Annotated in this window: 21 protein-coding genes and 1 tRNA gene; 15 read left to right on the forward strand and 7 right to left on the reverse strand. The window is 35.2% G+C overall.

Translation table 11 applies throughout. The annotated features are described in order from the left end of the window. Window positions 1-66: 66 nt before the first annotated feature. The 7 genes from B9L23_RS07890 to B9L23_RS07920 form a co-directional block, all read right to left on the reverse strand. On the reverse strand, window positions 67-261 hold the full coding sequence (locus B9L23_RS07890; RefSeq protein ID WP_245842320.1) for a hypothetical protein: 195 nt from the start codon (window positions 259-261) through the stop codon (window positions 67-69). Beyond that, entirely contained in the window at window positions 262-1,473 is a 1,212-nt protein-coding gene (locus B9L23_RS07895; protein WP_169712531.1) for a ParM/StbA family protein, read from the reverse strand. A gap of 390 nt (window positions 1,474-1,863) precedes the next feature. Then, window positions 1,864-1,939, reverse strand: a tRNA-Asn gene (locus B9L23_RS07900). Between the two features lie 338 nt (window positions 1,940-2,277). After that, window positions 2,278-2,853, reverse strand: a complete 576-nt coding sequence (locus B9L23_RS07905) for a hypothetical protein (protein WP_089097237.1) — start codon at window positions 2,851-2,853, stop codon at window positions 2,278-2,280. A gap of 11 nt (window positions 2,854-2,864) precedes the next feature. Then, window positions 2,865-3,257, reverse strand: coding sequence for a Thoeris anti-defense Tad2 family protein (locus tag B9L23_RS07910; RefSeq protein WP_089097238.1), 393 nt, complete (start codon window positions 3,255-3,257; stop codon window positions 2,865-2,867). A gap of 20 nt (window positions 3,258-3,277) precedes the next feature. Continuing rightward, entirely contained in the window at window positions 3,278-3,466 is a 189-nt protein-coding gene (locus B9L23_RS07915) for a hypothetical protein (protein WP_089097239.1), read from the reverse strand. A 58-nt stretch (window positions 3,467-3,524) separates the two neighbouring features. Then, window positions 3,525-3,740, reverse strand: coding sequence for a hypothetical protein (locus B9L23_RS07920; RefSeq protein ID WP_089097240.1), 216 nt, complete (start codon window positions 3,738-3,740; stop codon window positions 3,525-3,527). A gap of 195 nt (window positions 3,741-3,935) precedes the next feature. On the opposite strand from B9L23_RS07920, the gene B9L23_RS07925 reads away from it, so the two are divergent. The 15 genes from B9L23_RS07925 (at window position 3,936) to B9L23_RS07995 (ending at window position 15,678) form a co-directional block, all read left to right on the forward strand. Then, the gene (locus B9L23_RS07925) at window positions 3,936-4,454 is read left to right on the forward strand and encodes a hypothetical protein (protein ID WP_089097241.1); all 519 of its coding nucleotides are present in this window, start codon (window positions 3,936-3,938) and stop codon (window positions 4,452-4,454) included. A 380-nt stretch (window positions 4,455-4,834) separates the two neighbouring features. Further along, window positions 4,835-5,008 (forward strand): hypothetical protein, encoded by a 174-nt coding sequence (locus tag B9L23_RS20385; RefSeq protein ID WP_169712532.1) that lies wholly within the window; start codon window positions 4,835-4,837, stop codon window positions 5,006-5,008. Continuing rightward, window positions 5,008-5,412, forward strand: a complete 405-nt coding sequence (locus B9L23_RS07935) for a hypothetical protein (RefSeq protein WP_089097243.1) — start codon at window positions 5,008-5,010, stop codon at window positions 5,410-5,412. The genes B9L23_RS20385 and B9L23_RS07935 overlap by 1 nt, the downstream gene beginning before the upstream one ends. 57 nt (window positions 5,413-5,469) lie before the next feature. After that, window positions 5,470-5,655 (forward strand): hypothetical protein, encoded by a 186-nt coding sequence (locus tag B9L23_RS07940; protein WP_089097244.1) that lies wholly within the window; start codon window positions 5,470-5,472, stop codon window positions 5,653-5,655. Window positions 5,656-5,676: 21 nt separating this feature from the next. Continuing rightward, on the forward strand, window positions 5,677-9,432 hold the full coding sequence (locus B9L23_RS07945) for a Rho termination factor N-terminal domain-containing protein (RefSeq protein WP_089097494.1): 3,756 nt from the start codon (window positions 5,677-5,679) through the stop codon (window positions 9,430-9,432). Between the two features lie 1,344 nt (window positions 9,433-10,776). Next, window positions 10,777-11,205 carry a hypothetical protein gene (locus B9L23_RS07950; protein ID WP_089097245.1) on the forward strand — a complete coding sequence of 143 codons (429 nt, stop codon included), beginning with the start codon at window positions 10,777-10,779 and terminating at the stop codon, window positions 11,203-11,205. A 232-nt stretch (window positions 11,206-11,437) separates the two neighbouring features. Beyond that, the gene (locus tag B9L23_RS07955; RefSeq protein WP_089097246.1) at window positions 11,438-11,950 is read left to right on the forward strand and encodes a hypothetical protein; all 513 of its coding nucleotides are present in this window, start codon (window positions 11,438-11,440) and stop codon (window positions 11,948-11,950) included. Window positions 11,951-12,235: 285 nt separating this feature from the next. Continuing rightward, the gene (locus tag B9L23_RS07960) at window positions 12,236-12,421 is read left to right on the forward strand and encodes a hypothetical protein (protein ID WP_089097247.1); all 186 of its coding nucleotides are present in this window, start codon (window positions 12,236-12,238) and stop codon (window positions 12,419-12,421) included. Window positions 12,422-12,591: 170 nt separating this feature from the next. Continuing rightward, window positions 12,592-12,918 carry a hypothetical protein gene (locus tag B9L23_RS07965; protein WP_089097248.1) on the forward strand — a complete coding sequence of 109 codons (327 nt, stop codon included), beginning with the start codon at window positions 12,592-12,594 and terminating at the stop codon, window positions 12,916-12,918. Between the two features lie 128 nt (window positions 12,919-13,046). Further along, the gene (locus B9L23_RS07970) at window positions 13,047-13,322 is read left to right on the forward strand and encodes a hypothetical protein (RefSeq protein WP_089097249.1); all 276 of its coding nucleotides are present in this window, start codon (window positions 13,047-13,049) and stop codon (window positions 13,320-13,322) included. Window positions 13,323-13,674: 352 nt separating this feature from the next. Continuing rightward, window positions 13,675-14,139: a macro domain-containing protein gene (locus tag B9L23_RS07975; RefSeq protein ID WP_089097250.1), complete on the forward strand. Its 465-nt coding sequence runs from the start codon at window positions 13,675-13,677 to the stop codon at window positions 14,137-14,139. A gap of 43 nt (window positions 14,140-14,182) precedes the next feature. Beyond that, a complete protein-coding gene (locus B9L23_RS07980; RefSeq protein ID WP_089097251.1) occupies window positions 14,183-14,443 on the forward strand; it encodes a hypothetical protein in 261 nt (86 codons plus the stop codon). A gap of 161 nt (window positions 14,444-14,604) precedes the next feature. Further along, window positions 14,605-14,949, forward strand: coding sequence for a hypothetical protein (locus B9L23_RS07985; RefSeq protein ID WP_089097252.1), 345 nt, complete (start codon window positions 14,605-14,607; stop codon window positions 14,947-14,949). A 167-nt stretch (window positions 14,950-15,116) separates the two neighbouring features. Beyond that, window positions 15,117-15,416, forward strand: coding sequence for a hypothetical protein (locus tag B9L23_RS07990; RefSeq protein WP_089097253.1), 300 nt, complete (start codon window positions 15,117-15,119; stop codon window positions 15,414-15,416). A gap of 64 nt (window positions 15,417-15,480) precedes the next feature. Further along, a complete protein-coding gene (locus B9L23_RS07995) occupies window positions 15,481-15,678 on the forward strand; it encodes a hypothetical protein (RefSeq protein WP_089097254.1) in 198 nt (65 codons plus the stop codon). Window positions 15,679-15,775 lie beyond the last annotated feature (97 nt).

Consider the following 15,775-nt stretch of genomic DNA (forward strand, 5'->3'; position numbering starts at 1 on the left):
TTTTTTGTCAAATGTATAAAATTGTCTCAGATAACTTCATGTAATATAAAAAAAGCAGAGCCTTGTTCATTGGCTCTGCACTTGTTCTTTTTTCGCTTTTTCTACCATTTCCTTTTCTTTTCTTTCTATTTTGATGGCCTTTTCCAATAGTCTGCGAATTTCATAAGGCCAATCGCTTTGCTTAATGTTAGAAAAATACTCTCTTAATAAATCATCGTCTTTTCGTATTCTTGCCACTAACACCATTTTGGAGTCTCCCAATTAGACCATCTCCTCATTCTCTTCTCGATGAAAAACAGGGGCAACGTATTGTTTATATACATCATCTGCTCCATATTGATCTACTAAGCTAATAGCCCCATACATGTAGAATCCAATAACATTGGAGAATTGAGGAGCTTCTAGCACTTTAAATCCTTGACGTTTATTTTGTTCAAACTCTTCTGCTAAATATTCCGCAAATACATGAGATCCTCCGCCGGTTACTAAAATAGCATCCAAGCGGCTTGTTTCTGTTGACCAAGTCGTTAATACTTCTTTTGCAATTTTTTGAGCCACTTCTTTTGCTGTTTCTTGCACTTTTTCCATGCAATCAAATTCTACACCATTATACCGGATGATTCCTGTACGAATTGCTTCATCCAATTCTTTATCCGTTGCTTTAAATCCCGGCAGACCGTATTCATTTGCAAACATGATCATTAATTTTCTGCGGAGCTTTTCATACACCAAACTGACAGCATCTGCTGAACCATACAATAATACATCTTCAATAATAACTCCTTCTCGGAATAACGCATAGTCTGTTGTATAGTGCCCAATATCAATTACACCAATATAATCACGGGCATTTTCACTAACCGCCAAGAAATGTTCTGGATCAAACACAAACTGATTGTATGTAACTGCTCCTTCTGGCTGACGAATAATCGTTACGCTTAATACATTTATTTTCTTTTTCAAGGAACGCTGATTACCCAAATGAAATTCTACTTCAAATGGCTGTTCTAAAAATTTCTGTAAGTTTTCTTTAAAGAATAAATCATAATCTTCATTCGGAAGCCCTGTCACAATATGTACATCATATTCTCCCTCTTCATCCGGAACCGCTAAAGCAATCCCTGTATGGAATAGCACGCGGCTTAATGGATCATTTGCTCTATCTCTTACTTTTGTACGTGGAGATTCATTATTCGTTGGCATATTTAGTGCGTGATCTCCAACAAACCATGTGCCATCTTGCGTAGTAACAACAAGCCGCTTTGTATTAATTTCTGTATCCGAATATAAATTACTAGAGCTTGCATACCCACGCAATCCTGCGCTTGGAATCACACTCCATTCTGGTTTTGCGTTGGAGATATACTTCATCATTCCAAACCCTACATCAATCGCAACCAAGTAAGGAAATTTTACTTCTTTCTCTTTTTTCACTACCCCAACTCTGTTCGCTTTCGCTGACGCTTTTGGCATGAATACTTCCTCTCCTTCTTGTTAAATATGTTTATTTTGTTAACATTGATAACCTATCATCATATTACTATATTCTTTTCTATTTAGCAAGATTTTCTTTTTTTATTTTTTAATTTTATTAAAAAATATTTTCTCCTCTTTTTCGACAAAAACTACAAAAGAAAAACAGCTAGGCAATAAAAGCCTAGCTGTTGGTCGGAGTTGATCGTATGGCTCACCTTTTAATAGAATGACGGAGTGTATCCATACCTATGCGCCAGACTACTAATATATTATGAACCCTCAAGGAGGTGTGGTTCCCTTATTTATGCCGCACAAGAAATGAATCCATCTCTTGCACGGCTCCTAGTGAAAGGAGGTGCATTGCTGCTTCGCTGGTTTAGTTCCTCATGGCTCTGACGGCAGGACTCGAACCTGCGACCACTCGGTTAACAGCCGAGCGCTCTACCAACTGAGCTACGTCAGAATAATGATATGAGGTTAAATGGAGAGGAGCCAGCTTATTTAACCTCATATCAATAAATGGTTGTTGTGTTAAGGAGGTGGTGAAACCATGGATAAAGACACCATAGCTACAAATTCTCTGGACTCGAAATTATGGATACTAATACTATAAACGCAGTATGCAAATCCTTTAAAAACTGATGAAACTATTGAGCGATCTGCAAACACGCCATTAGGAGACCATCACAAACACCTGATGGAAGGAGGCCGTTGGTTCTTTCTGATTATTATTATACATATTTTGTATCACATTACAATACTTTTTTATTTATTTTTTAATTTTTTAGTTCCTCAATTCCTCTATATCTCATAATATATTCTTATTTTCTTTTCTGCTTCTTCATACCATTTTTTAAAATATGTCGATTCCGGCTTACAAATAGATCCTACTGCAATCTCTTGCCTACAAAAAGGAGCCAAAATGTAACGAATATTGGATAATTCATTATCATACAATTCTGGTTCATCATAATACACTGCACAAGGATCAAATCGCATTCCTCGTCTAATTCTTCTCGGATGTATAAAATGAAACACGCGCCCAAATAATCGTAATGCAACCCAATGTTCTTGTTCTTTCACATAATTAATTTGAATCGAACTATCCAACATACTCAAAAAATGCAATAACAAATATCTTGGTATATTACTTATTATAATTGCATTCAAATCATTTTGAAGAATCGCTCTTAATAAGAGATTATGTGTTTTCCCTACTTGTCTTCCCCCTATGCATACAACACTAGAAGCTTGGGATTCATGAAACTCTTTCCATTGGTCTGCGATCAAACGATATTTCGGTCGCACACAATTCATTACTCTTTGTCTTTCTATGTGCGGCAAAACATTCTCTATGTAATATGTTACTAACTCCATCTATGCCACACCTACCATTCAGATCTGTATAATTCCCAATCCACCGCTTCCATGTCGTTTGTTTTTATTTGATATGGAATGACACAACCATGATCTACATATTTCATGATGATTCCATCTTGATCAACAAACAAATGTGTGTATGCACTCCATATTCGTCTTCGCACCTTGCCTTTTGATCGAAGTATTTGCATAGCTCTTTCAAATGTAAACATCTTTTCATAATCTAACTCTGCATAATCTGGAATCATTATTAAAGGAGCGTCAATTATTCCATCTTTCAGCCTTTGACTCCATTGTACTGCTATCTCATGCAGTACATCTTCTTCTATATCTCTAACCTTTAATACATATACTCCTCTAACCTTTTTTGCTTTTTCCAAATAAGACTCAATTAACTCCATCCTTCCATCTCCTTTATCTGTCATACTGGCCATATCGGACCTAAACATGGATTGATAATCTCTATTTCTGTTTGATCAGAAAACACAGTCAATGGGGTATTTCTCCATTGCTCTAAAAATTCGTTTATTGTTTTTTCGTCACAATCTTTTACTCTCAGCACACACATTCTTTGTAATTTTTTGTCTAAATAAGCTTGAATCAATTCCATTAACGATCACCCTCATTCATCATATTTCCAATATGCCTCTACTAATTCCACTTCTATATCACCACTCTACTTTTTGCTGACAAATACGACACACTCCGGTTTCTACATCCACTGTTCTTACACGCCATGGAGTATACGAATGAGTGCATTTTTTCTTCAATTCTCGAATCTCTTTTTGCTTCTCTACTAATGCTTTTTCAATCTCTTTTAACTCTTTATATTTTTGCTCCAATAACTGTGATAACTCATTGGCAAACACCGTTTGTTTTTCCATCATCCAATCCCCCATTTTGTAATGTGTTACACACGTTTATTATAGCATATCAAACCTAGGGAAACGCCCTATATAGGGGAAAATTTTATAAAAAAATTTGCGAGGGGTAGTACCTTTTATGGGGACTTTTGGTGGCGGCGTTCGGCGCCCCACCCCCTACCACAACACAACCAAAACTAAGGAGGAGGAATTACTATGAACAAAAACATCGTACTTGAAACAAAAATGAACAAGGAAGGAGTGTACGAAGTGATCATCGATAAAGGATCAACATTCTGGACAAAAGTTAAATCTGCCTATGAAAAAGTAAAATCCTTCGTTTTGAAAAAGGCTGAAACTGTCAAAAGCTTCGTGAATCGAATCTTTGACAGCATCTTTGACAGCAAAACTAAACAAGCAGCTGTAAAGCTTTGCAAAAACATTGCAATTGCCACTGGTGTATCCATTGCATGGGGTGTTGTCATGCCAAGCTTGTGGGCAGCTACTATTGCGTCTGCTCTTACAATTACTGGTTACAAACACACTAAAACTTATGTGAAAGCATCACTTGAAAACGTCAATTACAAGTTTTCAGTTTTAGACTTTACGTTTGATGCATTTGATACATGGTGCTATGCAATCATCGGTGCTGGTTTGCTTACTTGGATTGTTCCTACTGTTCTTGATCTCGTTGTCTATGCATGGATTTTCGGATTGATTCTCCTCTTGGCATAAGAGGAATCGGTGAGCTATGGATGGTGGAGCATGATGACGATGCAATGAAGCCATTCATAAGCAAGCCCTTGCCATAGGTGGATAGTCCACACAACCTACTATGGCAAGTATGCAGTGTTGGGTGGACATGTATCTTGGATGGCCATAAGAGATGCATGTAAAGAATGGCTCGCATTGGCTTGATCTGTGTGCCACTTGTGCGTCAACAAGTCAAAACACAGGTCGTCCATGCTTCAAAAGAGATGCCACTCAGCATGGATGTTTCCCCTTTTCCCCCTATATCCCCCCTATATCCCCTTCTATATAGGGTTATGGGGGCTATTACAACCTTTCAAAACAATGAAACACAATACAAAAAACTATAGAAAAGGAGATGTGTTATGTCTGTTCAAGCAATCATTCGTAACGGGGAATATCTTGGCTATTGTGAGGAAAAAGGATATATCTATTCTGTGTTCTATGGCTACGATGAACGTGGCCGCAAGATTTATCGCATTTATGCCATTAAAGGTGGAGAAGAACAATTACTTATCGAATTCACGGGGGTGAAATAATGAACATCTTACTGTATGGCACACAGCCAATCGGAAAGGCTTTTGAAGATAGCATGGGATACTTGCTAAAACACTTATACGGTGAAGATTACTTACGTGCTACAGAAAGTCAGGACCAAAAAGAAGGTACTGACTTTTTTATTTGTGGCATTCGTGTGGATGTCACGATGAAGCCTGTTAAAAACAAAGTCAAATATCTTGATTCCTTTGTCATTCCGGGTTGCACGATTCATGTGCAGCTCCGGTATGGCAATAGAAGACATGATTTTAAGGAGCCAGTTCTAGTCATGTATTTTGAATCATTTATTGGCCCTGATCCTTATGACTTAGTGGATCTGATCGAAGCTGAGTGCGACAAGGAGTTCTTCGATCAGATCCTTTCCCTCTACCGCAAGCATGTGTGAGCATGCTTGCGATTTTTATTATATAAAATCAAAAAGAAAAATAAAAGGAGGATTTATATGCTCACATTAAGAGAACTTTTAGAACAAGAAGCTCCACTTGAAAACTACATATTCCCAGAAGATTTTTGTGAAGAATGGTTGGATATGCATGTTGCAGCATTCGGTATTGAGGATAACACTGATTATGGCATTGTGTATGCTCGTTCCTTTTTTGGAACGAGAATTTTTATTTATCAAAAATAAAAAAGAAAGGGAGTCGATATTATGAAACACATTAAAGACATGAATGTTAAAGAATTGTATGCAGTTGCAAAAGTGTTAGGTATTCGTGGTCGTTCAAAAATGAACAAAGCTGAACTTCTAGAATCACTTATCATGGAGGGTGTTGTTGGTATGGATAAAAATGGTGCTATTGTTTATGAAAATCAAAACACAAACATGGAGGTAGATGTAACAATGGCTAATAATCAACCTGCAAACACAAACGAACAAAAAACTACTGAGGAGGTTGTTACTATGAACAATAATGCAAATATCAACAACAATCAAACTACTGTAGAAGGAGCTGATGTAAAAATGACTCGTCAACAAAAACGTGCTATGGAGAGAGAATTCATCAAAACGATGGGACAATTTATCAAAGCATTAAACAACTTTGATCCAGTTCTAGCTGAAGAAGCATTAAACATTGTTAAGAAAGGCCGCTCTGCACGTAATGCATTACGCATCGTGAAAGAACGCAATGGTAAATTGTCTGTTATTGTGGACGACTTCTTGAATCAATATTATGTGCCACGTAAATTCAAACCGGATAAGAAGGCGCAAGTTGTTGTACGTAAAGTAAATGCACGTGAATTAGTATTCGAAAACGGCAAGTTTATTGCAACTGAAAGATTCAACGACATTACTGATTATTCCGTTGGATCTGGTTATATGCGTACTTCGGTTTCCGACCTGTTAGAAGAAACAGGCCTTGAAACTTATTCAGTAGAAGGTTTATCGCTGAATGTCTCCACTAGAATCATGGTGGTAGACTTGCCAGAAAACAATGAGGAAAACGAAGAATTCTTAAAACAGCTATTTGCAAAAGGTTTATACATCAGAGAAAACGGTGTAGAAAAACACTTTGTTTATGCATTACGTTCTAACGCACAAGCTCGTACATTGAAAGCTATGTTCATTCTAAACGATGGCAAGTACACCATTGCAAGTTTCCTAAGAAAACTTGGCGTTGAACCAATCGTATATGCCAAATTAAAAGATGGCGTATACACACTTGATGTAACTAAACCAGACAAACGTAAAGGTTTGTCTGCTACGAACACATTCCCTCTCTTTAGCTTCGTATTTGGCAACAAAATTCGTAAAGAAGCTAATGGAGATATAGTTGTTTACGGTAAAACGCCATTCAAGCTTCGTGTAGTTAATGATGTATATGCTTATGTGAAGAATGGCAAATTCGTTGTCGTAGACAAAGATAACAAGAAATTAGTTGAATTAGATGCTTCTAAGTTTCCTCAAAAGTTAATTGTTGGTGATGGTACTTGCTTTGTGTCACCAAGAGTAGCTCACATTATTGGTCAAGAAACCGGTAAATTCGGTGCTGCTTTCCAACACAGAACTGGTAACATTATCAAAGGAATGTTTGTTGCAGTACCTGACTTGCATAAATACTATGAAGAAGATTTCATAGTATTCAAGTCTTCTATCAAAGGTAATCTTGAAGAATTCTTAAAAGCTGGCCATGCATTAGAAATTCGTGTAGCAAGAATTAATCCAACTGCTAGAACAATGAAACAATACACAATGTTCCCTTATCAATTTGTGCATATTTTGAACTTATCTGCTGAAGATATGTGGAACATTGTTAAGAAACATTTAGACTTAGTGAAACAAATGATGAATGATCCAGAATTACTCAAGAAATATGTTGGCATGGCTCATATCGATGATGACATTGCCGACATGGATGAAACAGAAGCGGAAGAACTCGATAAAGCACTCACTACTACTTTAACAAAAGCCCTATTCTATTCAAAAGGCATCGCACTTAACGATGCTTATATCAAAGGGCTTGCATTCCGCTTTATCAGCATTATGATCCGCCGCTGGATGACTGGTCAAATTCCAGTGGAAGGTCACTATAAATATTTAATTCAAGATCCAAAAGCGATCTTGGAAGCATTGAAAGCAAATCAACGTGATGAAGATGGTGATATTATTGTTCCTGAACACGTTGGTTTGCGTCCAGGTCAAGTAGTTGTGGCTGTACACAACGAAGAACTTGACCATGAAGTATGCTATGAAGGCAAAGTAGCATTACTTCGCAACCCAGCTGTCACTCAAGGTGAAGCGGCTGCTGTAGAAGCTGTACATGATGATTATTATGCGGCCGCTTTGAAAGAAGGATTCTATTCTAACGTAGTCATTGTCAGCTGCCATGACTTTGCATTAGTTCGTCAAGGTGGAGCTGACACTGATGGTGATACAAGCTTTGTAGTATTCGAACCGATCATTGTTGAATCTGTTCACAACATGGACAAACCAGCTATTTTAGACCGCTATTTCGTTGTTAATGAAAAAGGTGAGTATGTATTCAAAGATGGTTGCCCATGGCCAGGTGCTGGTGGAGATGAGTTTGTCATTAAGTTTAAGCCAGAAGAATACAATGACGAACTCATCGAACGCATTCATGAAATAGAGAAAAAGTGGGTATTACGCACGCTTCAACAAAACAAAATTGGTTATTTAACGGATGCAGCTACTGTGCTTGCTGATAAGAAACGTCAGCTAGTATATTGCATCCGTAAAGGCATGGATGTAGATGGCACTCCATTACATCCAGCAAAACGCAACTTCTATTATCAACTTGTTCATGACTTCCAACACAAAATTGATTGGATTCGTTATGCACAAGGTTGGGAAATTGACCGTGCAAAACACGGCGGTGCATACGAATCCCATCTTGCTGAACAATTAGCATTCGTCTTAGATGAAACATGCCTACCAGAAATATGCTCTTATGTAGCAAACAAGAAAACTGGTAGACGTGTATGGATTAAGCCTCTATGGTTCCGTGTAATGCGTAAAACACAAACTATAGAGGAAATGGAAGCTATGTATGAAGAAGTTAAACATAAGCTTCCTAAAGTTTTATCCGTGTTGGATCAACATTTCGTCAACATGATGGAATGGTGGTCTGCATTTAAAGCTGAATTTAAACAAATTCAAAAAGAAATCGAAAAACATAATCTAGTTGCTTTCTTATCACCACTTGGCCGCTTTGTTCAACCAGAAGCGGTTGAAGAATTAACATCCGTCTTAAAACCTATTATGACAGATTACAATATCAGAAAGAAAGCAATCTTAGATTCCTATAAACAACAAAAAGAAGATTTACTCAAAGAAGAGCTTCCACATGATGTCTTTGAACAACGCATGGAAGCTCTTGAAAAAGCAAGAAAACAACAATTCGATGCATTAGAGGACGAAACACTTCATGCAGTGAAATCCTCTGATGTCATCGAAAAATATGATGATGTTACAATCGGGTATGTTGCTTATCTAGTAACATACTCCGCTAATCGTACAAGCAAACCTTCACTTTCTTTTGCATGGAAAGTGATGGGTGACTTTGTACTCAAAGCCATTCAAAAAGCAGTAGAATTAGAATCTTCTACTGCTGCTAATACAGAACCAACTGTGCTTGCAGATAAGTTTGTTTTACAAGCGTATGTAGCACCACACCTAACAAAAGAACAAGTGGCTCAAATGATTGCAGCCACTAAGGAACATGGTGTGGTGATTACACGCCGTAGAAATGATAAAGGCGTATACAACTATTATGTATGCGTCTTTAATCCAGCTACCGGTAAATATGATCCAGTAGCGGTATTATTCCAAAACATTGTAGAGAATTTCTTCTTAGGTTCGACAATAGCAAAAGTGAGCCTGGATGCTGTCTACACTTCCGGCCGTTATGTAGTCAACATCGCAGGCTCTCGCATTGTAAAATGGTGAAAGCTTTTCCTCCACTTGAGCTTTCACCTATAATTATATTTATTTGTTGCATATATGTCCATATGTGATGTCTATTTTGAGGGAGTGTGATCCATGATGATCATGCTCCCGACTAAGTAGACATTAAAGCCTTCGGCTATCCCATTTGTGTTGTTCATCCACCATTGTTATGCTTCCCCTATTCTCCGTGTATGCCACTCCCCTATTCCACCTTCGGTGGATGTCACTGATGATTCATCATCCCTAATCAGTGATCTATAAGTGACGTCCATGTGCATGATTGATCCACTTATGCTCATCCCCTATACATGTATATGGTCTATTCGTTCGCTTTGTTTATTCAGCATCCTTTTTTGCTTACACAATGGTTTATCACTCATGATGCGATGTTGCTGTTCTTTGTACATGGACGTGGTTAGCTATTCCACATGTTTTGACGGAAACTATGCAAAACACATATGTGTGGTTCAACCGCCGGCGGTGGGCGGGGTAGGACCTTTTCTCACACATGCATAGCCTATATCGCACAGCTTATATATCAAAGCCTATATCACATGCATAGCCTATATCGCATGCCTTTCAGCACGCTTTGCAGATCACTACATATCCCCTAATATGCCATGTATCCCCTAAAACTGAGAAAAAACCTAGCCTCATCCCCTAAAGTAGCAGGCTGTACATATGTAGTGATATACTTGCCTATAAGTGGTTAGTTGCATGTGTAGTGATATAGATGTGAGTGTATATCATCCGCTTTGTAGTGATATTTCCCTATTGTTTCCCGCTAAATAAGGTTGCCCTAAAAATGGGCATACTATCCCCCTTTTAAGTTACATTGTTAAGTGGTTTTCACTAATAGTGAAAGATTATTGGTGATTCTTATTGTTGGGTGATTCTATCATGTGATAGCTTTCTACATGGATCTACTATAAAGTGTAGGATTATAGATTAGCGTCTATAATTCTATTTTTTAGTTGACGCTCTTTTTTCATTTTGGGTTGGTTTTCATGTTGTTTAGTGACATGGATGATGTTTTAAAAAAGTATCTCTCACTAATATATATATAAAGGTTGAAAACCTTATGAAAATCTACACCCCCCTTAAAAGTTCACAAAATTGTCATATTATGTTCGTTATTTTTACGAACGATTTGTTACAAAGTTGTGACATTTACTATATTTTGGCTAGTAGTTAGAAGTCGCCTATCGGCGTGCTTTGTGAAAGATATCCCTCTTTTTATTCCTCTGAATATTTTCCACTAATTTTCCCTCAATATTTCTCTCAATATTTCCCTCATCATTCTTCATTTGTTAATCCCATTATTTCAATAAAGGAGGAATCAATATGTCACTTACTGTGAATAAGTTTGTTGTTACACGTGGAATGGTGAAAGAGTGGTTCCGTGAAGATTTCCGTTCTTATGTTGAGAATGGAATTATTACTTGTGAGCAAGCAAATCAAATTTATAAAGCTATACTCTCTTGTAAAGATATTAAATATTATATTTGTTTAGGTAAGAAGCCAAGAGAGTATAAAGATAGATTTCACTCTTTTGAATTGATTCATCATGGTCAAACATTAAATGATATTTTAGAAAAATATAAATCCTTATCTGATCGTGGTGAATCAAAGTATTTTAAAACAATTGAACTCAATAGTGCGAAAATTCATGTTATCGGTGCTTATATTGATAATGAGAATTATTTTTATGATGGTGATATTATAGATCGTGAAGATACTTGGGATTTTGGTTTAGTAATAGAGCTGGTCTAGTATGACTGGCTCTATTTTTTATTTAATAAAGCTTTTTGGTTAATTTAGTTGCCTAGAGGCGTATTTAGTAAAAAGTGTTTCTTCTTTATTCCTCTTTTTCTTTTCTTCTTTTTACCTCTCCTTTTGTTTTCCTCTGAATGTTTTCCTCTAGTTTTCCTCAATATTTTTCCTGATATTTTTCCTCATTGTTTATTTATCCTGAAAAAATATTTCTTATGGAGGTTGATTTTTTATGACAAGAAGAATGATGAAAATGAACAAAAGAAAAATGATTAACATTATTCGTGATAATGTTAATAATTTGTTTAATCGTGTTATATACAATTTGCCTACTTCTCTTAATGACAAATTCGTATTACGTTTTGTTCGAGAAGACAAATTGACTTTAAAATGTATTGATTCTGATCTTCTTTATTTTGTGAAGTATAATTATCCTTTTCATGCTATTGTTGTTGAATGTGATAATGATAAATTTGTTTTTGAGAAAGTGCTTTTTAATCTTAGAAAAATAAATAAATACGAGAATTATGAAGCACTGCATGATGACGATGGTCGTAAAATTGGCTATCGTCGCAAAGATATGTTTGTTTTTCAAAATGATACACATCGTTTCTATTTAGTTGAAACTGTTTATTCATGTGGTTCTGAATTTTCTAGAGTGGTGAATGCATCTTATAAATATTTTCCTTCTTCTTTAGTAAAGCAGATAGATGAAGTTGAATTTCCACATGATTTAATTGTATAGGCAGGTGTTTATCACTTGCCTTATTTTTTAAAATAATAACTAATTGAGAATGAGCTATCTTTTTAGATAGCTTTTTTTATTTTTAACCGCCTATCGGCGTGCTTTGTAGAATATACTTTCCTCTTTTTCTACCTCTTCCTTTCCCCTTTTTTTCTTCTTTTTCTTTTTTTCAAATTTAAAACTTATTCCAAAGGAGTTGATTTTCTTATATTAAATAATAATTTAAATAAAAAAATATCTCCTGCTGACGGAGGTTGTTGGTTCTGTTATACTGTCAGTGGAGATATGGCTTTTGATTATGAATTTGATACTTACGTGCACCTTGAGTGTGTGCGTAAGGCATTAGAAGATCCTAATCATCCTTCTCATGAAGAAGCTCGTTTTATGAGTTGCCTTCTTGAGAGGGGTGATAATTCTCCTGAATCAGATATTGATGATAATAATATGGTTCAGGAGAATTGTGTTACTTAACCTGTCTCAATTGATATCACTTTTGATTCTAATGCTGTTAATGAGCTTAAAGATAGTGGTGATATCAATTGGGATATAGTTAATATTGATTTTGACGATGAGGAGCTGCCTGTTTAGGTGGCTTCTCTTTTCTTACAGAGTATTTTTTTATTTACAAGGAGGTTTTACATGTGAAAGTATTTGTTATCAAGAATGAGCAGCATTCTCTTTTTGAGGAGCAAATTAGATTGCTTCATGAACGATTTGGATACTATAAAGAATATTTAGTTCCTGCTGATGGTTGGACACTTGCACAAATGCAAGAACATATTGCTTTTCTTTCTCAAAATGCGGATACGATTGTGTTCGCATCCCCTATTCCATACATGATTAAACAATTGTCAAGATATAATTATCTCCGTGTATTTGTTTTTCATAATGATAAACGTGAGAAAAGAGTGCTTCCAGATGGGCGTGTTATTCAGACAGTTGCTTCTACTGGATGGCAACTTGTCTGATCGCCTATCGGCGTGTTTTGTGATAAGAAATGAACATTCTAACTTTTGACAGATATTATTGAAAAAGACGATTTGTTGGCATAAAATCCATATTAACTTGATTATTTTTTATTAAGGAGGATGTTATCATGATCTATTTTGTTAATAAAGATACAAACTTAGCAAATATTGATATTGAAAAAGATATTGTTTTAGAAAGATATGAATTAGACTTAAACAATGATTTTTCAATTAACTTTGCTGGTTCGTATCCTTTAAATGAAGTTGTAAACTTTCCCGGCAACGGATTTTATTATTCAGATTATGGATTTAAAGATGAATTCGAGATTTATTATGTTGAAGTTAATAGAGATAATACAGAATTATATTTTTATGAAGTGTTTAAACATGTGTCAGAAGACTAATTTTTCCTCTTTCTTTCTCCCTTTTTTCCTCTCATTTTTGTTTTTCTATCGGTGTACTTTGATTTTTTGAAAGGAGTTGTTTCTTAATGAGAATGTTATTCAGACTTGTCTTATCTTTGATCCATTTTATAATTTCTCCTGTTCGATTTGTCATGGCTTATACTAAATACACATATCGAAAGTATAAGTTCATTAGAAGTATGAGTCCTATTAATCGTGAGTTATATCGTAATCTAGAAAAGTTAAAACGTATCAATCGTAAGAATTATAATATGATTCATTAGAAGATATGAATTTAAAAACTATTGCCTATCGGTTTGCTTAATGATTTTATTTATTTAGAGGTGATTATATGATTCATATCGTACAAGGAGATTTATTAAAAAGTGATTGTACGGTGATTGCTCATCAGTGTAATTGTTTCTCTACTATGGGGGCTGGTATTGCTAAGCAAATAAAAAATATGTATCCTCAAGCCTATGAAGCGGATAAATCATTCCCCTACTCCCCCGAAGTTCGCTTAGGTAAATTATCATATGCGTATATACCAGAGAAACCGATTATTATTTTTAATCTTTATGGTCAATATGATTATGGTCGTTCTGGAGTAAAAACAAATTATCGAGCTTTATATTCTGCTATGGATTCTATGTTTTGTATTCTTGATGAATATCCTGTTCCTTTCCCTATTAAGATTGGTATGCCATATGGTATTGGCTGCGGTTTAGCCGGTGGAGATTGGAATATTGTTTATAAGATGATTGAAAAACTTTCGGTTAAATATAATCGTGATGTTTATTTGTATAAACTTAAATAATGCCTATCGGCATGCTTTATAAATTAGCTTGAGGTGATATCTTATGATTTCTAATATCAAAAATTTAGTTGAATATAAACTTCGGTCTATTAATAAATATCTTGCTCCTAGTAGACAAAGACTTGAATTGAAAAAACAAACATACAGTAATGCTACATGTATGGCTCTTTGTTGGTACCGTCCTCTTGATGAAAATCATGAACAAGGAGAAATTATATATGAATTTGATATTGACAATTATGATAATATATATCTTGCTCTTCTTGGCATTGAATATGGAATGCGCATGGAGAAGAATACTTAAATTCTTCTCTTTTTTATTTTTGTTCGCCTATCGGCGAGCTTGGTGAAAATATTGTATATCGATTATAAGGAGGTTTATATATGAAAACTTTTTTATTCGCTTGCTGGCGATCCTTAGTAAATTAAAATTAATATAAAATAAATTGAAAGGAGATTATGAAAATGGAAAAACGATATTTGATTCATTTATCTGGAATGGGAGATTTACAATTATATGTGGTAGATGAAAAAACATTTAGATTGGTTACATCTCCTGAAAGTATGTCTCATGAAGAAAAGATAGAAGTCCTTGAAAATATATGGTCTACTATGGATCCTATGGAGAAAGAAGCGAATTACAATAATAATAAAGATTATTTTATTAAATCCTTGTTAAATACAAGAAGTGCAAATGATCGAGCTTTACAACTGTATGGTCATTATTTTGACACAATAAGTGAATATCAAGAATATCTAGATAGTAAAAACATTGAAATTGTTGATGAATACTATGGTATGATTTATTAATCTTTAACTGCTCCTCTTTTTTTGAGGGGCAGTATTTTTTATTAAATCAAGTTATTTTTTCTTCTCCCTCTTTCTTCTTCATTCTCTCTCCCCTCATGATAATTCATTTGTGTTATACAATTCACTTGTGATAATCCTAATATCTACTGTTAAGGAGGCTATCCTTTATGTTAAGTGCATCATTTCTTAAAGAATTTTGGGATGAAAAAGTAGCTTGGAAAGAAAATGGCGACATTACAGAGGACGATGAAATTGTCGTCCGTTGCAAAGGAATACACTATGTAATTGCCCCTAAAGATTCGGTTATTGCCGGTTTTGGTGGGCGTAAATTCGTTTTTCAATTCACTGATGGTCCACATAAAGGCAAGACAATTACTTCATCTAATGTCTGGTGCCAAGGAAGAATACCAGACGAATATAGAGGAATCCTTAGTGATAATGCAGTGATGATTCAACCAGAATGGTGATTTTTTCGCTGCCTATCGGCAGGCTTTGTGAGAAATTTATCATGCTGAAAGGAGATGTTCTATTATGAATATCGATGTAATGAAAGCTCGTTTTGTTATTAAGAAATTAAACGATGGCACATTTGCCATTGTTGTTAGATATGCTGATAAAACGTTCATCGCATGTAAAGGATCACTAAGCTATGTAAAGGGAAAATTTATTGCATGCGTACAAAATCGCCAGTTGCTAGTGCCTGTTATTCAGCAAGCACTGGCTTCCTGATTATTTTTTTAATAATGTTAAAAAATATTTTTTAATCTTATTAAAAAATATAAAAGTATTTTCTTATTTACATAAAAAATATTTTTATATTTTTTAA

Source organism: Parageobacillus galactosidasius (assembly GCF_002217735.1).
GTDB lineage: Bacteria > Bacillota > Bacilli > Bacillales > Anoxybacillaceae > Parageobacillus_B > Parageobacillus_B toebii.